17 protein-coding genes and 1 pseudogene are annotated in these 18,977 nt (G+C 33.2%); 16 read left to right on the forward strand and 2 right to left on the reverse strand.

Going from position 1 to position 18,977, the window contains the following annotated elements; translation table 11 throughout:
• Nucleotides 1–11 precede the first annotated feature (11 nt).
• From GH715_RS10760 to GH715_RS10800, 9 genes are all read left to right on the forward strand, one after another.
• On the forward strand, nt 12–1,130 hold the full coding sequence (locus GH715_RS10760; RefSeq protein ID WP_153835308.1) for a DNA-processing protein DprA: 1,119 nt from the start codon (nt 12–14) through the stop codon (nt 1,128–1,130).
• A gap of 832 nt (nt 1,131–1,962) precedes the next feature.
• Nucleotides 1,963–2,367 (forward strand): hypothetical protein, encoded by a 405-nt coding sequence (locus GH715_RS10765; RefSeq protein WP_153835307.1) that lies wholly within the window; start codon nt 1,963–1,965, stop codon nt 2,365–2,367.
• Between the two features lie 185 nt (nt 2,368–2,552).
• Entirely contained in the window at nt 2,553–4,289 is a 1,737-nt protein-coding gene (locus GH715_RS10770) for a DUF262 domain-containing protein (RefSeq protein ID WP_153835306.1), read from the forward strand.
• On the forward strand, nt 4,290–4,667 hold the full coding sequence (locus GH715_RS10775; RefSeq protein ID WP_153835305.1) for a DUF262 domain-containing protein: 378 nt from the start codon (nt 4,290–4,292) through the stop codon (nt 4,665–4,667).
• Nucleotides 4,652–6,415 carry a hypothetical protein gene (locus GH715_RS10780; RefSeq protein ID WP_153835304.1) on the forward strand — a complete coding sequence of 588 codons (1,764 nt, stop codon included), beginning with the start codon at nt 4,652–4,654 and terminating at the stop codon, nt 6,413–6,415. Before GH715_RS10775 ends, GH715_RS10780 begins: the two co-directional genes overlap by 16 nt.
• 441 nt (nt 6,416–6,856) lie before the next feature.
• Complete coding sequence (locus GH715_RS10785; RefSeq protein ID WP_205601849.1) at nt 6,857–7,333, forward strand: hypothetical protein; 477 nt, start codon at nt 6,857–6,859, stop codon at nt 7,331–7,333.
• Nucleotides 7,334–7,338: 5 nt separating this feature from the next.
• Nucleotides 7,339–8,157, forward strand: coding sequence for a hypothetical protein (locus tag GH715_RS10790; protein ID WP_153835302.1), 819 nt, complete (start codon nt 7,339–7,341; stop codon nt 8,155–8,157).
• 142 nt (nt 8,158–8,299) lie between these two features.
• Complete coding sequence (locus tag GH715_RS10795; protein WP_163578596.1) at nt 8,300–8,437, forward strand: hypothetical protein; 138 nt, start codon at nt 8,300–8,302, stop codon at nt 8,435–8,437.
• Between the two features lie 482 nt (nt 8,438–8,919).
• A complete protein-coding gene (locus GH715_RS10800; RefSeq protein WP_163578603.1) occupies nt 8,920–10,212 on the forward strand; it encodes an AbiJ-related protein in 1,293 nt (430 codons plus the stop codon).
• A gap of 194 nt (nt 10,213–10,406) precedes the next feature.
• Here the strand turns inward: GH715_RS10800 and GH715_RS10805 are convergent, their stop codons facing one another.
• Complete coding sequence (locus tag GH715_RS10805; protein ID WP_153835300.1) at nt 10,407–10,637, reverse strand: hypothetical protein; 231 nt, start codon at nt 10,635–10,637, stop codon at nt 10,407–10,409.
• Between the two features lie 509 nt (nt 10,638–11,146).
• On the opposite strand from GH715_RS10805, the gene GH715_RS10810 reads away from it, so the two are divergent.
• From GH715_RS10810 to GH715_RS10835, 6 genes are all read left to right on the forward strand, one after another.
• Nucleotides 11,147–11,419 (forward strand): HIT family protein, encoded by a 273-nt coding sequence (locus GH715_RS10810; protein WP_228760288.1) that lies wholly within the window; start codon nt 11,147–11,149, stop codon nt 11,417–11,419.
• A 141-nt stretch (nt 11,420–11,560) separates the two neighbouring features.
• Complete coding sequence (locus tag GH715_RS10815) at nt 11,561–11,887, forward strand: nucleoside triphosphate pyrophosphohydrolase (protein WP_153835299.1); 327 nt, start codon at nt 11,561–11,563, stop codon at nt 11,885–11,887.
• Nucleotides 11,880–12,044, forward strand: coding sequence for a phospholipase D-like domain-containing protein (locus GH715_RS10820; RefSeq protein ID WP_153835298.1), 165 nt, complete (start codon nt 11,880–11,882; stop codon nt 12,042–12,044). The genes GH715_RS10815 and GH715_RS10820 overlap by 8 nt, the downstream gene beginning before the upstream one ends.
• A 122-nt stretch (nt 12,045–12,166) precedes the next feature.
• Nucleotides 12,167–13,477 (forward strand): hypothetical protein, encoded by a 1,311-nt coding sequence (locus tag GH715_RS10825; protein WP_153835297.1) that lies wholly within the window; start codon nt 12,167–12,169, stop codon nt 13,475–13,477.
• 111 nt (nt 13,478–13,588) lie between these two features.
• Nucleotides 13,589–15,694, forward strand: a complete 2,106-nt coding sequence (locus tag GH715_RS10830) for an AAA family ATPase (RefSeq protein ID WP_163578597.1) — start codon at nt 13,589–13,591, stop codon at nt 15,692–15,694.
• Complete coding sequence (locus GH715_RS10835) at nt 15,681–16,727, forward strand: 5-methylcytosine restriction system specificity protein McrC (RefSeq protein WP_153835296.1); 1,047 nt, start codon at nt 15,681–15,683, stop codon at nt 16,725–16,727. The genes GH715_RS10830 and GH715_RS10835 overlap by 14 nt, the downstream gene beginning before the upstream one ends.
• Nucleotides 16,728–17,258: 531 nt before the next feature.
• On the opposite strand, the pseudogene GH715_RS21570 reads toward GH715_RS10835, so the two are convergent.
• Nucleotides 17,259–17,489, reverse strand: a pseudogene (locus GH715_RS21570) (LysR substrate-binding domain-containing protein); the annotation flags it as partial.
• A 134-nt stretch (nt 17,490–17,623) separates the two neighbouring features.
• Between GH715_RS21570 and GH715_RS10845 the strand changes: the two are divergent.
• Nucleotides 17,624–18,652 carry a DUF3231 family protein gene (locus GH715_RS10845; RefSeq protein ID WP_163578598.1) on the forward strand — a complete coding sequence of 343 codons (1,029 nt, stop codon included), beginning with the start codon at nt 17,624–17,626 and terminating at the stop codon, nt 18,650–18,652.
• The last annotated feature ends 325 nt before the right edge of the window (nt 18,653–18,977 follow it).

Here is an 18,977-nt window from a genome sequence, read left to right on the forward strand (position 1 = left end):
AGGTGTGCTTAATGAAGTTTACAAAAAACGAAGTTGCTACTTATTTATTTTGTGCGCAACTGACACAGACAAAGACAAATCCATTGACGATTCTGGAATGGAATGCAGTTGTAAAATCCTTAAGTGAGCAAAATATGGAACCGGACTCATTATTTAACATAACATCTAATGAATTAGTTAATGTTTTAACGAAAGCAACTGAAGCACAGAAAGCTAGGATTGTAAAAAAAATAGAAGGCCGGCAAAAGCTAGGGGTTTCAATGTTAGAGTTAAAGGAAATTAATCATCAAGGATATGGAATTATGTTTCGTTCACAGATGCCGCCTTGTTTAAAGAAGTTAACACAAAAATTTATCCCGCCTTTCTTCTATTATGCAGGTGATCCAGCAATACTTTCTCATCGCACATTAGGTGTTGTAGGAGCTAGAAATGCAAATTCTGATGAACTATCTCAGACAGCTGAAATTGCAAAAGAAGCAGTTTCGAATGGAGTAGTAATAATATCAGGTGGAGCAAGAGGTGTCGATACAACAGCAGTCGAAGCCTCTTTAGAAAAAGGCGGAAAAGCCATAGTTTTCCCCGCAGATGGGCTATCCAAATGGGTCAAAAAAAGTGCCATTAGAAACTTTATTTCTAATGGACAACTGCTTTTAATGTCTACTCAAAGGCTCGATGCTCCGTTTTCTGGTTCGTATGCAATGCAGCGGAATAAATTTATCCATGCACCATCAAATGCTGTACTCGTTGCTTCATCAAAAATATCGGGAAAGAAGTCAAGTGGTACCTGGGAAGGAGTATTAGAAAATATTAAGCATCAATGGTCACCCTTATATGTTTTAGGTAATAGTGAAGGGGTAGAAAAACTTAAAGCAGAAGGGAATGCAAAGCAATTCTCGTCATTTGAAGAATTATTTAAGCAGAGTGATTGTACTAGAAAAAAGCCTCAAACAGAGATTGATAAGAAAATAGTTTCAATAATTCAACTTGCTATTGAGAATTCCGTGGACAAAGAAACTTTGGAGAAAAAGTTTTTGGATTTATCATCTAAGTATTATAAAGATAACGAAAGTTCGATACGAGATAATGAACCTGAAACTCAAAAGCAATTGAGTATGGAAGAGTATTTGTGAACACAGATAAATTCTCTTATTGCATTAATATTATATGGATTAGAGATAAGGCAAGCTTTAAAACTAAATATACTATCATAAGACAGCTCGAGGAAAATGTTAATTTTTTGGGCTGTCTTTTATCATTTGGTACTAATTCTGTTTTTTCATAGAGTTAAAGTTTTGATCCAATGATAATAGGATCTTGGTGTGTTGAAAAAAGGGGTTGGCCACATAGTACTAATATTTAGGTATTGGGGGCAGGCTCGCTTTGTCAGTGTTAAACCAATAAAGTTATTGGTTTTAAGGAATGGACAGTTAAAGTAAAGATTAGCTGTATATCTATTAAGAGAGGAGATTGAAGAGAATGTTAAGACTCTTACAAACCAAGAATTAAACAAAAAAGCGAAAATAATTGTTAAAGAAAAATTTAAAACGTTTGGTTTTAAATTTATTGAGAAGGATAGAACTTTTAACGTATTAACAAAAGAAGGAAAATGCATTGAAGTCTTAGTCAAACTTTTATATATCATGGTAATCTTTTCAGGAGAGGCAGAACCTGAATTATTTCTGATTCCTGCTAATGCATCTTTAAAACCTAATTATTTATTGAGGGACCGACCCAATTATAAAGAGCCTGAATTTGGTATGAATGTTTCAAATAAAAATATGCCTTTATTAAATATTTATAAATTTGAAAGCGTCTTTAAAAGTTAGTTTATTCTTTAAATCTTTAAGTCAACAAGGTAAAATGGAAAAAAGTTGATATGGAAAAGATCCTATTTTTAATGTCAATTAATCTGCGAGATGTATCAATAGAAGTTATTTAGCTTATAGAGGGGAGAGAATATCTGTGCTTTATAATGTTACTTGGGCAACGTCAAAAACCAAAGAGATCTATAATGCCACTAGAGAATCGGAAGAATTAATGGCTTATCTTGAGACTAAAATAGTTTCTAGTAATTTAGTTGAGTTGATTGGAGAAAAGCCAGTCCCTGAAAAAGGTAGGGAGTATGGAGTAATGATATATTACTACCAGTCTATACCGAATAGAAGGTTATTATCTGCTGCTCCTCGTAAAGAAAATGATCATATTCATGTAGTATTGTTTGGGGGTATTTTGAATAGGAAGGAATTAGTAGAAAAAGGTTTTGAAATTGGTAATGGAACTGACCCTCAACCGGATATTAAAATGCGTTCAAAAGATGAGATTAACATATTAACTGAGTTACTAAAGAAAAACTTACGCAGAATTTGAGTAAAACTAACATCTGCCCATTTTTGTTTTGATAGGTATAATCAACTTAGGGATTTTTCAATTCTTAATAGGTGGTTTTGCCATCACAATTAAAATGTGGAGTTTTGGTTTACTTTAAGGTGTATTTTAATACATTTAATTAAACAGATAAATATGGTAGAGAGTTTCTAAAAGGAGGGTTAATATTGACAAAATTAGATCCGAAGAGTATTGGAGAAATTATGAAGGAGGGTGTCCATTTTTGGATTCCCGGATATCAACGCGGCTATCGTTGGACATCCTTGCAAATTACAGAGCTGCTCGAGGACATCTGGGAGTTTCATAGTATGGATCCGAAAAAAGATGATGTTTACTGGTTGCAACCAATCGTTGTTAAGAAGCAAGAAGAAGGGATAGAAGTGATTGATGGACAGCAGCGATTGACGACTGTATTATTGATTGTCAAATATATTCAGTCAATTATACCTTTTTATGAGGGTACAGGATATACATTACGTTATGAAACTCGGACTGGCAGTGAAACATTTATTACTGATATTAAAAATGGAGAAGATAGTCGCAATGATAATATTGACTTCTATCATATGTATAATGCTTATGAAACTATCAAAAATTGGTTCGAGCAGCAATCAGATAAAAATGTTCCTATTCATATCTGGCAACGTTTAACTGATCAAGTGAATGTACTTTGGTATGAACTAGATTATCAATATGATGGTATTGACTTATTTACACGGATTAATATTGGGAAAATTCCTTTAACAAATGCCGAGTTAATTAAAGCTTTATTTTTAAGTAAAAATAACCTGGGTCAAGATAAGGATCAACATGATTATTTAAAAATGAAGCAAATTGAATTAGCAACGCAATGGGATACAATGGAAACACGCTTGCAGGAACCTGACTTTTGGTATTTCATTCAGTCAGCAACAGATAAATATGAAAATCATATTGAGTGGCTATTTGAGTTAGTAACAGATAATTTTCCACAGCAGATAGATATACATACATCTTATCGAACATTCCATGCTTTTCACGAAGAAATTGAACGTCAAACGGACCAAGGAAAGCTTCGCCATCAAGTAGTCGAGGATCTGTGGATAGAAATTCAGAAACTATATAATCAGTTTAATGAATGGTTTGATAATCGAGAGCTTTATCATCTCATTGGGTACTTATTAGCTAGTGAACATCCACTCTCTGTGCAGACTATACTTAAAAATGCTAAATCAATGAAAAAAGATGAATTTACCGAGTCATTATATAGTAGCATTAGGGATCGTTTACAAGATTGGGACATTACGGAGCTTAACTATGACAATAATCGAAAACAAGTTAAGGATGTGCTGCTTTTGTTTAATATTTTGACGTTGCAGCATGATCGGCATTCGAAACAACGCTTTGATTTTGACCGCTATAAAAATGAGCGGTGGGATATTGAGCATATTCATGCTCTTCAAAGTCAGGTTCTAACCAAACAAGAAGAACAACTAGCGTTTGTTCAAGATGCGTTAGCCTATATAGAAGATTCAGATTTATGTACCGAACTAGAGGAAAAGAAACAAGAAATTTTAGTTGAAACAATGGAAACAGAGCAATTTGAAAAAATCCAACAGACGATTGTGGATTACTTTGGGCAAGGCTATTCCAATCATATTTCAAACTGTACCTTACTTGATTCCAAAACAAATCGTGCCTATAAAAATGCTATTTTTCCAAAGAAACGAGAGGAGATTATTTCTCGTGATCAAACAGGTGTCTATATTCCAATTGGTACAAAAAATGTCTTTTTAAAATATTACAGCAAGCAAACGAAACAAATTCATCACTGGAATCAGGAAGATCGTGAGGCATATATGCAAAATATTCTTGAAGTTCTGGGTCCTGTTATCACCAATCATTTAGTAAGGGAGGTGGGGTAAGTGTCGGAATCAAAAGTATTTACTTTTTGGGATCTTATGCAAAATTACCATATTACCATTCCGATTATTCAGCGAGATTATGCTCAAGGGAGAAAGGATAAAGATGTTCAGCATGTGCGACATGAATTTTTACGGGTGCTATTTAAGGCCCTAGAAACTTGTGAGCCGATTGAATTAGATTTTATATACGGCACGGTAAATGAAGCGAAGCATTTTGCCCCGCTTGATGGACAACAACGTTTGACGACATTATTCTTAATGCACTGGTATTTCGCTTTGAAGGAAGGTGAGCTTGAAAGATATAAAGAGGTATTTCAGCATTTTTCCTATGAAACACGCCCAAGCAGTAAACAGTTTTTAAAATGCTTGTTCAATTGACCGATTTGGATTTAAATATGGATTCCTTATCAGAGCAAATCTATAATGAGTCTGATTTTTTTTATAAATGGGCTTATGATCCAACTGTTGCTTCTATGCTGACAATGATTGATGCGATTCATAATTATTCGAAGGAATATAATTTATCTAATCAATTATTTGGCATTCTGAAGGTAAATGCACCTATTACTTTTCAGTTTATTGACCTAGACTCCTTTCAACTTGAGGATACACTCTATATTAAAATGAATGCTCGCGGCAAACCGTTGACACAATTTGAAAACTTCAAGGCACGCTTCCAGCAATATTTAGAGGGTGTGGATATGGTTGATGGTAAGGAAATTTTATTTAAGATAGATACGGTCTGGTCGGACTTTTTCTGGAAGCACCAAAAGAAGAATTATGACGAGTCATTTTTACAATTTTTCTATGCCCTGCTTTACAACCAGCTAGCACGCCATCCTCAAAACCGTAATGATCTATTTGCTGCCATTAATGGTGGAGAAGTGATTCGTTTTGATGACTTGACAATGCTGTCTATTGAAAATGAGCAATGGGTGAAGGATATAGAAGTAACACTAGATATCCTTTCCGAGCAAAAGCTAGACAACCAACAATCTGTTATTAATATAAAACGAGTAATTAATGAAGCAATGACTCATGGTATTAATTATGAGGATCGTGTTCAACTTTATGGTATAGTAGCATATGTTCGTCATTTTAATGATGATTTTGCAGTATTTAGCCGTTGGATGCGGTTTGTTCGTAATGTTATCGTCAATACAATTTACAACCGAGTCGAGGATTATATGCAATCCATTCAAGCTATTGATAGACTCGTTACTCATGCTGAAAACCTTAATGAGTATTTAGCAGATCCAAATGTCAAGCTGTCAGGCTTTTTTGGTTCCCAGCTTTCTCAGGAAAAATTAAAAGCTAATTTGTTCCTTGGCGATGAGGCGTGGGAAAACCATATTCATATAGCTGAGGACTATCGTTATTTTGAAGGAGAGATTGGCTTTTTACTAACCTTTATTGATGCTGATAGTTATAAAGAATGGACAGAAGGTGAGCATAAACAAAAACAATCTTCCTTTACTTCTTATTATGAAAAAGCTATTGAAATCTTCGGAGAAACGAAACTGAACGTATCGAATAATTTACTTTCAAGAGCATTACTTACAACTGGTGATTATTTAATAAAAACTGGGCAAAATTATAGTTTTCTCATTGAAGGGTTTGATCGTGATATTAGCTGGAAACGTTACTTGCGACATGATCATGTAAGGTATCTGAAGCAACTTCTAGATAAGGTAACTCCAGATACAGTAGAGAAAGGTTTACAACAAATTATTGATGAAAGTAAAGTAACGGATTGGCGCAAATACTTTATTAAGTATCCGCTTATTCTAGCGAAAAAGTGTGGAAACAAGCGTCTTATTCGTTTTCATGATGAGAACAATATTTTACTACTTGATACTACTATGACTAGCGGTTATTGTCAGGAATACTATAGCTACGCTATTTATGCCGCTCTGCAGCAAAAAGGAATTACCTGCACTTATAGGGAATCCGTAGGTGCCTATAACGAAAAATACGTGGAGCTTGATCAAGGTGGATATACCCTTGACTTTGATGATGAAAAATTCATAGTTTACGATGCTAATGAAAACATAATTGACAAAATAGAGGACTTTAACGAAGCATTGGACAAGATGTGTGAGTTAGCAGGAATTGATGTAAAATAAATTAATTACAAAGTAGAGTAATTTACATCACTATTGGCCACTGATAGGTAACTAAAAGGCAGTAATTACTATATTTTAGATTCCTATTTATTTAACATGATTTTCAAAAAACAATAATAAATGTTAACATTATGCTAAGGAAATCCCATGAAAATCATAAAATTCTGTTAATGATGTTACAGTAAAAATTTCACAAAACCTTTATATAACGCACTTTCTGCACGTATCGTCACAGATATTTCAATATCTCTTCTAAAGGTTAAGAAAGTGATTTTTTTTAAAATAATATTGATTGACTTATAATTTCTTGTAGGAATGAGGTTGTTAATCATAAACTTTTTATATAGATTATTTCTTACCTTCAACTCTACATCACTAATAATTGTATTATTTCTGGTGAAAGAACAAGTAACAATACAATGGCATAATAAACTATCCTATGTGCCGGATTTTGTTTCGTATACTCTGTATTTTTGTTTGCCAATAATCTTTACTTTTATAAGTCTCCTGTTAGCGAAGTCATTAGCTAATGATAGTCTAGAGAAAACCGAAAAAAATATAAAAATAGAAAATGGACGAGAAAAAACTATCAAAATATCGAAAATAATTGAAGTGGAACAAGCAAATAATGCTTTTTTACCAAGTTACCTTGGTTATTTCTTTGTTGCGCTTAGTGTACCTTACTTTGAAACCTTGATTTTTGTCTTCTTGGTATTGTTTTTATTCACATTTTTCTCTCAAACCCTATACTTTAATCCATTATTTTTGTTGTTTGGGTATCATTTTTATTATTTGACAACGATTAATAAAACTAGAATATTTCTGATAACTCGAAAATCTCTTAAAAATCCTGATGATATTAACTTGCCAAAATTGAGGAGAATTAACGATTTTACTTTTATTGATTTAGGGAGATGAAACATATGAATCATTTAGTGGCTAGTACCAAAGGAAGAGAAGGAAAAATTTATAAAGTTCTTTCTGGCAAGGTTTTTGATCTTCCAACGGACTTGGATAACCCGAAAATATATAACTCTGACTATAAATTAGAAGATGATGAATGGTTTCATATACCAAATTTTTCAAACGAAGACTACTGTCTAGACTTTCTTAAACGACAATTTATCTCTACAGACTATGATCAGATAGGGACTATTGATATCAATAATTTACTTTTTTTATGCTCATACCAAACAGGTATATATTATTTTCAAAAAATTACACCATCTTTAATTGTTAATAAAAAGTGGTTTAAAATTGGGGAACCAGTAATCGAGAATCAATCGCCTATAATAGTTATTAATGAAATTCCCGATGCTGTTTATGTAAAATCAGAGGATACGCTTTATTTTAAGGATATTTCATCGCTTACTTCAATTTTTAAGGGCATTATAGAACTTTACAAGGAAGCCACACAACTAGAAACAGAGGAATTTTTAAGGAGTGAATTCATTAAACTTGGAGAAGGCTATGATGCATTAAAAGTAAAAACAGCAAATAGAAAAAGAATAGCATTAGCTATGGAAACAATTAAGGGATTTTCAACAAGGGAGAAGAGTACAATCTATTCATACATAAAAGACTATTGTAGTGAAAAGCTTTCCTTCGATGAAGAAGAATCAAAATTTAAAATAAATAACGAAGACGAACTAAAACATTTACTGTGGGGGATTGAGCAACGCTACTATACTACACCGGTTGGGAATGAAAAGATGGTAGCAAATTCAGTATCTAAGGTGTGAGAAGTGTAACAATTAACTTTCTCGATGGGGGTAGTATAAAGAAATTTTTAAAAATATATGTAGGTTGAACCACAAATTATTTAAGATAGCCTTAATAAAAGGTAAAACTATAAGAGCTGTGTACTATACACCTGAACCAGTAGTGTCATACATTGTAAAAAGTGTAGACCATGTTCTAAGTGAACATTTTAAGCTAGAAGAAGGTTTAGCCATTGTAATTCAAGAAAAAATAGAGGAAGTAGTTAGAAAATCTGGAGGATGGCAAAGTATTTTTAACTAATCTTATAAAAAGAGTATCACTAAGTAGCGGGTGGTCCTCATTTTTATTACTATATGCATATTAGTCAGTCAGATAAACGAAATAATGTAGAGAAGGTTTTTTTGAAGATCATAGATTACCATATTTCACACAAATGCTTACCATTGATAAACCGTATATCATAATTGATGTTAACAAACGAGTTATGGCGAGATTGGAGAAGGGTATTAAAAAGTTTGAAGGTTATGAAATAACTCCTGATATTATAAGTCAGTGTTTTTTACTGGACTAGAAACGTGGTTTTATACATTACTTTACGAAATAAAATTATTTACCGATTTAATATTTGAAGATAAAACAGATGATGTGATAAAAGAAATTTTAATGCTATTACAAATAGATAGGTTATTTTTGAGTTAGTAAGAGTGCATTCTACACAAGAAACTATTAAAATAATTTGGTTACTATTCTTTTTGATACTTATATGAGGAGAGGGATTTGAAATCGCAAATAGAATTACTGATATAACAAAACGAGATATTCTTGAATTATTTCGAGATGGTATGGAAGTTGAAGAATTATTTGATGTAAAGTTAGTCACTTATTTTTACTATGGCCGATTAGAAGAACTTGAATTTTTGAGTAGGTTGTACGATTTGAATGCGATGGAAAGTTATGATTCTAGGTATGCGACTGCAGAGGGCGATATTTTTCAACATACTATAAATAATGATGATTACCCTCATTGTTGGGTGTTTGAAGATGAGCGATTTCAGCTTAAAAATGGATCAGATGAAACATATTTGAAGTTTTTATGTGAGGTATTTCATCCTGAAGTTAGGATAGAAAGAGGATATTGGAAAGAATTTCTTGCTGAGATAAACAGTTTGCTACAACACGATGGGTACGAAATTTATCCAGCAGAAAAAATATCTAATCGTGATTTATATAAATGGAGAATCTATCAGGAAAATGAAGTATTTATTCCATTTTCGCAGAGAAATAAAAAGGCGATAAAGCAGAAACAAATAGTTTTGAAGATTAAACGAGTTACAAGAAACAGAATTTATGAGTTATTCGAAAGGTATGATTATAGACTTGAGCAGATGGACGAAACGGGTTTGACATATTTAGTTTTGGTTTCCGATCAAGTACTTTATGATATTGAAAAGTTTTACCCTCCCAAGACCTACATAGACAATCAATTTGTGGAAACGAATAGCCTAGAAGATTTCATTTTGTACACATCACCATATTATTTACTAGATGCAGTTGAGTTCTTTGATCAATATTGTGATAGTAATTTTACAGATGAAATAAATACGATATTCAACTTGAATGATGTTCCAATGAAATTAAGTTGTGGAAAAGTCGAGTATCTCGTTGATAGTCATATCGTGAATAGTTCATTTGCTTCGATTCAAGAGGTTGGGATTCAAGAATTAATCCAAGAAGCTCAGAGTTATTATGAAAAGGAAAATCTAAAAATTGCAGTTGAAAAAGTCTGGGATGCATTTGAAAGACTAAAAACATATTACTCTTTTCAGGCACTAGACAAGAAAAAATCAACCAATAAAATTATTGAAGATATGAGTGGTAATAAAAGGGCGTTTAAAGATTTGTTTGAAAAAGAGTTTAGAGAACTAACAGCAATTGGAAATAATTTTAGAATTCGTCATCATGAAACTCTAAAAATTGATATCGAGGATTACAGACATTACGACTATCTATACAAACGCTGTTTGACTTTAATTGCTATTGCAGTTAAATATTTGGAAAACAGAATAATTTCATGACTAATGACAAATAGATTATCCAGTCAAAATAATCATTTCACGCATGGAATTTACAAACCCTTAATACATATCAACGTTTTGATTTTAATTTCGACCCCGACCACCGGTATTTTAATTTTATCAGTAATTTAAGTGAATATTTCCTACAAAGAAATGTTATAAATAATATCATGAATGAAGAAGAAAATAGTTTCTTAAACTTCCTGATTTATCTTGTGATTTATAGCTAACATACCTAACAAACCAATATACTTTAATTTCACTTTATTATAGTATTGGTAACTGTCAGCAGTGCTTAATTTTCTTAGTTCGATAAATTTGTTTACAGTAATACCTGTTAATGCATTTTCATTGAGATTAAAAATTAACTTGCTACCTTGTTCTGTACGTAGGTTTAGTACCTTTTTCGTTTGCATTTGTTTCACTTTAAATTCCACCTTTATTGTTTTAGGTTTATTCGACTCTCAAATTGTTCAAATGAATATTCGGTAAGAATTTGATGATTATGAAGCATTCTTTTATAAGCGTGCGGATAAAGTTAGTGAGGAACTACAGAATAAAATGACTGATTAAAATTGATGTGTAATTCTTTCAAGATAAAATAGCCATTTAAAATTAGTAATTATCCCTAATATAGAATAAATGTTCGCAGGTGTTATGCTATCCTAAAATAGGATAACGTTCTTTTAGGATAAGGTCGGCTAACTCCCTTTGATCAACAGAAAATAGACCTCCCTATTTGCCCAACAAGTAACTAGGAGAGGTCTATCACACTTGATAGCCGACCCTTCTGGGGGAACCGCTTATCCATAACCCGTAGTGTCCGCTACGGGTTATATTATATTCATTTCTTACTGTAAGTATAACATAAGGGTTAGAACTGTCACAATCGTTCCAAGCGTAATAAGTATAAGTAGAAAAAGGAGTAGAGCTTATGCCATTTCCATTCTGTCAAACCACTCAATTAGACATCCTATTAGAAAATGATGTAGCACTAGCCTTTTTCGACAAATACCCAGTCCAAAAAGGACATCTACTCATCATTCCAAAAAAACATAAAGCCACTTATTTTGATGCAACACCAGAGGAAATCATCGTGATTCACCAATTGATCGAACAAGGAAAAGCTTTGATTGATGAGCAATACCAACCGGATGGCTATAATATCGGTGTCAACATCGGAGAGTATGGGTGGTCAGACGATTGATCATCTTCATTTTCATTTAATTCCACGAAATAAAGGGGATATCGATGATCCTCGCGGTGGTATTCGAAAAGCGGTTCCTAATATCGTTCCATATCCACCCGAGTAATCTTCAATCTGTTTTTAGAAAGAGGGGGAAAGGTTATGCCTGTCTATCACAAGTTAGTACGAGATCATATTCCAGCGATTTTAGAGAAAAAAGGCTTATCTTATCAAACAAAAATATTACATAATAGCGACTATAAAGATGCTTTACATGCCAAGTTACAAGAGGAAATCAAGGAATATCTAGAAGCAGATAAGGATCATGAGAGCTTAGAAGAGTTAGCAGATATTTTAGAGGTGATGCATGCTTTGGCAAAAACACATGGAGCTGACATTGCAAAAGTAGAAGAAATTCGCAAAAAGAAAGCAGAAGATCGTGGCAAGTTTGAAGACAAAGTTTTATTGGTAGAGGTGGGAGATGAGTAGCATCAAGCTTATTACCCAACAAGTAAAAGAGGAAGTGATTGCTGGAATTAGCAACTCTTCCACGATATACATACTTATATCTTTTGCAATAAAGGTAGGTGCTTCTTTAATTAATCCTTATCTGCTGGGTGCTGTCAAGCGTGGGGCAGGCATATAGGCATTTAAGATAAAAACAACTATTATTATCTCATTGCATCATTCAATCGGTTGTTACGGAAAGCATTATAACACTTAGCAACACAATAATTGTAAGTAAAAACATTGTAAGGAGACTACAGTATGGATATTAAGTATATCTTAAACTCTCTCTCAAATGAAAGACCGCTATTTCACTCTGAAGCTGATTTTCAGCATGCTTTGGCATGGAAAATACAACAGTGCTATCCACAAAGCGAAATTCGCCTAGAAACAAAACTTTATGGACGTAGTACTAGAATTTATCTGGATTTGTTAATTATTCATCAAGGCAAGAAATATGCCATTGAATTAAAGTACAAGACTCGCTCATTAGATATTGAAATACGAAGTGAGAAGTTTCATTTAAATCATCAAGGGGCACAAGATATAGGAAGATATGATGTGGTAAAAGATGTAGAAAGACTTGAAAAAATGGTTGAGGAAAAATTGGTTGATGAGGGCTTTTTAATTTTTCTGACGAATGATCATAGTTATTATATAGAGCCTCACAGTGAAATACAAACGATTGATAAAGAATTTCGTCTCCACGAAGGACAAAAATTAATGGGGACTTTAAACTGGAGTGACAATGCTGGTGAAGGCACGAAAAGAGGAAGAGAGCAGAAAATAAAATTAAATGGGAAATATAATGTCAAGTGGAATGATTTCAGTGAAGTGAGCAATAACCATACCGGTCAATTCCGCTTTTTACTTTTAAGCATTAAATCTCAACAAAGTGAAAAAAACTTTATCCCAAAGACATTTATAGAACAGAGAAAAGATAGTGAAGAAAACGTAGACAAAAGGCAATTGAATACTCCTAAATGGTTTCGATCATTTGTTGAGAAAAAGCAATTACCTCAGTCTCAACGAGATCTTACAGAAAAACTAAAGCATCATTTAGAATCTACCGGCTATAGCGTAAAAACAAACTACCCCATTAGAAATGAAAAGATTGATATTGTAGCAAAACGTAATAGTGAGGTATTGCTGATTGAATTGCGTTTTAAGACTTCGCTAGTACAAACTGTCTATCAGAATAAGCACATACATCTGAAAAAACAAGGGGCACATGATGTTGCAAGATATGATTTTATCAAAGATATGCAGAAATTAGAAAAAGTAACTTCCGGGCTTTCCGAACATAAAGGTTACGCTATTTTGATCACAAATGACCAAGTATACTGGAACCCAGGCAAGAAAATGAATCCTGTAGATAAAGCCTTTCACATCCATAATGGTGCTGAAATAACTGGGGTACTCTCTTGGGGTGAAGAAGCTTCGAAAGGTACAAGGAAAAATAGAGAAGCGGATTTATTCTTGAAAAAAAGCTATCGACCGAGTTGGCGCCCTTATTTATCTTTAGACGTAGAAAAGAATGGAGAATTTCAGGTGTTGCTAGTTGAATTTTAGTCATATTCCTTAATAGTATGTTACAGGCCGGAGTTGAAATTTGGACCGTTTAAAACAGGTGAAGAATATTATTGTAATAATTTAAGACAATAAATTTTTTGGAGGTACCCTATGACTGATCTTGTAAATACTCAAAAAGAAAAATATAAAGCTTGGGTTACAGAAAATCTAGGTGAAAAAACAGGTATGTGGTACACGCCATATCTTGAAAAACTAGGACACCTTTTAGAAAAGTATGGATTAGCTAGCGGCTATAAGGAAAATTTCTTTGATTATCAATCCTATTCAGAATTTAAAAATATCTATCAACAAATGACGGAACAAAGTGATACAGATATTGAAAGGTTAGTAGATGGTAAAAGTACACCTCGCTACCCAGAAAAGTTTGGTAAGACAAGAATTCAATTTAGAAAAAAATATGCGGAAGATCAATATAATCGCGGCGTAAGAAGTAAGCCTGATAATTTAGGTGGGATACCTGACTGGGGCGTTTTAATGAGATCCTATTTAATATTTTTATATTATGATGAAAATCCTACTTTAACTTTTCCTAAAAAAGAGAAGAAAATCGCGAATCAGGAAGATGAAATTGATAACAGCGTTAATTATTGGGTTATTTCACCAGGTGAAAATTCGAGATTATGGGATCAGTTTCACGCAGAAAATGTGATTGCACTTGGGTGGGACTATTTAGGGGACCTAATAAACTATGATTCTAAGGAAGCTGTTGAACGAACAATAGCTGAACAAAGAGCGGATGGTGTTCGACCTGTTAATGATACTAAGGCTGTATGGGATTTCTATCGTGAAATTCAAACAGGTGACGTAGTTTATGTAAAAGAAGGAATGAAAAGAATCCTGGCACGAGGAGTGGTTACGGGAGATTACTACTATGATGATGAAGCAACTGAATATAAACATAGAAGAAAAGTAGAATGGGTTCAAGTTGGAAAGTGGGAACTACATCAGTCTTTTGCTCAAAAAACATTAACATGTCTAAATGCTTATCCGAATTTTATTCAAGAAATTGATCAAGTAATGAATGAAGATGTTATTGATCCGAAAATTGCTGAAGTAAATGAATTTCGAAATTGGTTATCCAATCAAGTTACAGATACAGGAGCTGGATTGAATGATAAAACAGTTACCCAAAAAGTAAGTGCGTTAAAGGATATAGAGCAATATTTTGATGCTTCAATTTTTGGTGAAACTGATATTGAGCAACTAAAACGGTTGAAAGATGCTGTTGTATCAGATGAAGCCTATAAAAAGTATAAAGGGGTATCAGGAAGCTCGATTGACTACTATATTCGTTTTATTGAGTCTAAGCCTACTGTTCAAGAAAATGAATCTTATACAATAGATGAATTTCTTTCGGATGTTTTTATCGAGGAGAAAGAGCTTAGACGTCTAATTTCTTTACTTGAAAATAAGAAGAATCTTATTTTGAAAGGTGCACCAGGAGTAGGTAAAACGTATATCGCCAAACGTTTAGCGAATGTAATGATGGAAGAAAAAGATGAAACACGGATCCATATGGTTCAGTTCCACCAAAGCTATAGTTATGAGGACTTTATCGAAGGGTTCCGTCCAAAAGCTGAAGGAGAAGGGTTTGAACTGAAACAAGGGCCGTTTGTAAAGTTTGCTAGAAAAGCAGCACGAGATCCAGAACGAGACTATTTCTTTATTATTGATGAAATTAATCGGGGGAACATGAGTAAAATATTTGGAGAATTAATGATGCTGATCGAAGCTGATAAGCGAGGCGAGAAAATCAATCTCCTATATTCTAATGATATGTTTTCGGTGCCATCGAATTTATACATCATTGGGATGATGAATACAGCCGATAGAAGTTTAGCTTTATTAGACTATGCACTGAGAAGAAGATTTTCGTTTTTTGAAGTTAAACCAGCATTCCACAATCTGACATTTAACTCGTATGTAAATGAATTAAACAATCCAGAAGTGTTAAATCGTATCATTGCTGAAATTAAAAGCTTAAATAATCAAATTGTGGAAGAGCTAGGGACAGGCTTTGTAATTGGGCATAGCTATTTTGTAGGTGATGCTTATAAAGTTAATACGGCAACTCGTGTTGAAGAAGTAATCGAATATGAAATTATTCCACAGCTATTCGAGTATTGGTTTGATGATGAACAGAAAGCAAACGATTGGGCTGAACGACTAAGAGGTTGTTACGATGGAGCGAAATAATAATATTCCAATTCGTAATATATACTATATGCTATCTTATGCATATCAAACGATAAATCTTGCCGAGTATAAACGACTCGGAACAGAAAAATTTGAGAACGTCAAAGAGCTTTATGCAGAAATTTTATCTATAGGTATACCAGTGTTGATTCGCGGTGGATTAAGTAAAGATTATATAAGTGTTGAAGAGACTTCCAATGTGATTAAAGGAAAAATTGATATCAATTCTACGATAAAGAAAAACGCATTGGTAAATAAAAAAATTGCAGTCGTTTATGATGAATTTTCTGAAAATATCTTATTGAATCAAATTATTAAAGCGACACTCGTTTACCTATCGCGTTCAACTAAAATAGATCAAAAAATGCGTAGATTATTTTATGGTATGCTGCCTTATTTTACTAAAGTGTCAGATGTAGAGCTAGATTTGAAGCTATGGAAAAACGTAAGATATAACCGCCAAAATATTCGTTATCAATTTATTGTAGACGTGTGTAGATATCTTTATGAGCAGTTGTTATTTGATGAAAACACTACGTCACAAATGATGAAAGAGGCTCAAGATGAACAAAGATTATCGTCTCTATATGAAAAGTTCATCTATGCCTTTTTTAAACGTGAAACGAAATATAAGGTATCCCATCCTCAAATTAAGTGGATGGTTGATGATGAATTCACAGAGGCATTACCGTTGATGCAAACAGATCTTGTGCTTCAAAAAGATAAAAAAACATTGATTGTGGATGCGAAATTTTATTCTGAGAATATGATAGCAAGGTTTGAAGGCGGAGCTGCAAAACAAAAATCCAGTAACCTATATCAAATATTTACATATATAAACAATTGGAAAAAAGAACCGGATGAAACGGTTGCAGGTATGTTACTTTATGCCAAAACAACGGCATTAAATCAACCTAACCATACTTATCATATTAAAGGGAATCAAGTTATAGTGGTGTCTCTTGATTTGCAACAAGATTTTAGCGGTATAAAGAAAGATTTATTAGCTTATACCAATCAATTTTTTGCGTAGAATTATAAATTGAGTTTAACTATACAAAAAATCACTTAAATGGAATCGTTTATAATTTAGTAGCTTAGGAATTTGTTTTGATAGTTTTAAAGCTTTCCTTTATAAGCGAGCGGTGAAAGTTAGTGAGGAACTACATAATAAACTGATTTATTAAAAAAATGCAGTGTAAATGTATATCTTTCATGATAAAAGAGATATTTAAAACGACTTTCGACATGATGGAGATAAGTTGTGTTTTTCTAAGGACCGGGATTTCTTCTTGCTTCGCAGACTAGTAGAAGAAATAATCCGGTCATTTTTTGGTTTGTTTCGGTCAGTTTCAGGAAGAACTCGGTCACTTTACTAGCTGATTCGGTCACTCTGGGGCTTACTTCGGTCAGTCTCAGCCATAGGCATCTGATGAGACGAGTCAAAAGAGCATCAGTCAAAAATAAATACTCGGAAGTGCATTTCTTATCAAGTAGAAAAGCATATAATTTTTACAGCGAAGTAAGTACTGCTATATGCAAAAATATATCCAGGGCAATATGTCTAAATAGGTTTAAACATATTGTCTTCCTCTATAGACATAACCTCTCTTGCTGCTTCTATAAAAGATAAAATTATCGGTGAAAGCCACTTGTCATTATGCACAGTGTATAAACCTCCAATTCTGAGGTTCTCCAAGGAAGTTTACCACGTTCCACTTCGACTTCAGTTTATCTTAGGAAGTAAGGCAAAACCAATTCCTGAAAGGGCACACTGCTTAATGGCTTCGGCAGCGGAACTCATTTCCTGTTTAAGGATTTTTTAAGTTGGTAAAAAAACTGGCTCTATTTTTGTATAATTATGACTTTTAAAAGCAAAAATATCAAAGAGCACTACTAAAATTCGTTAAAATGGAGAGGTGATTTAAAGTGGAAAATGTAGAAAGCGAGTACAAGCACAATAATATTAAACTGACATCAGCAGAAATAACTAACCTATGGACTGCATACCTAAATGATAGTGCAGCGTTATGCCAGCTGAAGTATTTTGAAGAAAAATGCGAAGATGAAGATATAAAAGATGTAATTGATTATGCAATAACCATATCTGAAATACATATTAGAAAATTAACTGAATTATTTAATCTGGAAAAATATCCAATTCCTTATGGTTTTAAATACGAAGAAGATGTTAATATAAATGCTCCAAAGTTATATTCAGATACGTATGTTCTAAACTATCTTGAACAGATGGGGAAGATAGGATTGAATTCATACAGTATGAGTTTATCCTTTTCAACGAGAGAAGATGTTTACAGCTATTTTAGTCAGTGTCTTGCAGAAGCAGACAGATTATTAAATAAAACAAATAATGTTTTGTTATCAAAAGGACTATATATTAGACCTCCTTATCTTCCAATACCAGATACTATTGTCTTTGTTAAAAAGCAAAGCTTCCTCACTGGTTATTTTGGTGAAAGGAGACCGTTAACTGGTACCGAAATAACAAATCTTTATGCTAATTTCCAAAGGAATGCTTTAGGGGCGGCTACTATGACGGGATTTAGTCAAGTTGCGAAAAATAAAGAGGTTAGACAATTTTTAGTAAGAGGAAAGGGAATTGCTAAAAAACATTGTGAAATTTTTAATTCGATATTAAGTGAGAATGATCTTAATTCACCTATGTCATGGGATACAGAAGTAAGTGACTCAACTGCTTACACCTTTTCAGATAAGCTAATGATGTTTTATGTCACCACTTTAATTGCTCTTAGTGTAGGTTACTACGGAGGTAGTATGTCAATGAGTCCTAGAAGGGATATTGGTGTGGCTTATGATAGGATACTGCATGAAATACTGTTATATGCAGAAGATGGAGCAAATATCATGATTAAGCACGGTTGGTTGGAAGAACCTCCAAGAGCTTTAGACCGTGATGAACTGGCAAAGAAGAAATAATTTAGGCTTTTTCGATATTTATACCACGTTGCTTGGTTCACTGAAGCACGACTTAAGTGCCCGAGTTCCGAGAGAGAAGCAGGAAAGGTAATGAGTATCAATTCCTTAATATCTCAAATTCATAGGAAGAGATTTAGAACTAATTTATTTTCTGCAGAGCTTTTTCTTACATATATCAAGAAGAAGCAATTTTTCTAAATGGACAGTTTCTTTGTATAATCAGTATAAAATACACAAGAAAGAGAATACATGTTGTGTTACTTATGTTATACCAAAAAATGGATAATTGTGACTGCTAAACTAGAGTAGACAGTTTTTGCTAGAT

It is taken from the genome of Gracilibacillus thailandensis, assembly GCF_010994055.1.
Taxonomy (GTDB): domain Bacteria; phylum Bacillota; class Bacilli; order Bacillales; family Amphibacillaceae; genus Gracilibacillus; species Gracilibacillus lacisalsi.

Excerpts from the sequence above, each read along its gene's own strand:
- GH715_RS10780 (WP_153835304.1), top strand. The coding sequence starts at position 4,652 with ATGCTTGTTCAATTGACCGATTTGGATTTAAATATGGATTCCTTATCA.
- GH715_RS10820 (WP_153835298.1), top strand. The coding sequence starts at position 11,880 with ATGAGTAGCATCAAGCTTATTACCCAACAAGTAAAAGAGGAAGTGATT.
- GH715_RS10760 (WP_153835308.1), top strand. The coding sequence starts at position 12 with ATGAAGTTTACAAAAAACGAAGTTGCTACTTATTTATTTTGTGCGCAA.
- GH715_RS10830 (WP_163578597.1), top strand. The coding sequence starts at position 13,589 with ATGACTGATCTTGTAAATACTCAAAAAGAAAAATATAAAGCTTGGGTT.
- GH715_RS10825 (WP_153835297.1), top strand. The coding sequence starts at position 12,167 with ATGGATATTAAGTATATCTTAAACTCTCTCTCAAATGAAAGACCGCTA.
- GH715_RS10815 (WP_153835299.1), top strand. The coding sequence starts at position 11,561 with ATGCCTGTCTATCACAAGTTAGTACGAGATCATATTCCAGCGATTTTA.
- GH715_RS10835 (WP_153835296.1), top strand. The coding sequence starts at position 15,681 with ATGGAGCGAAATAATAATATTCCAATTCGTAATATATACTATATGCTA.
- GH715_RS10790 (WP_153835302.1), top strand. The coding sequence starts at position 7,339 with ATGAATCATTTAGTGGCTAGTACCAAAGGAAGAGAAGGAAAAATTTAT.
- GH715_RS10810 (WP_228760288.1), top strand. The coding sequence starts at position 11,147 with ATGCCATTTCCATTCTGTCAAACCACTCAATTAGACATCCTATTAGAA.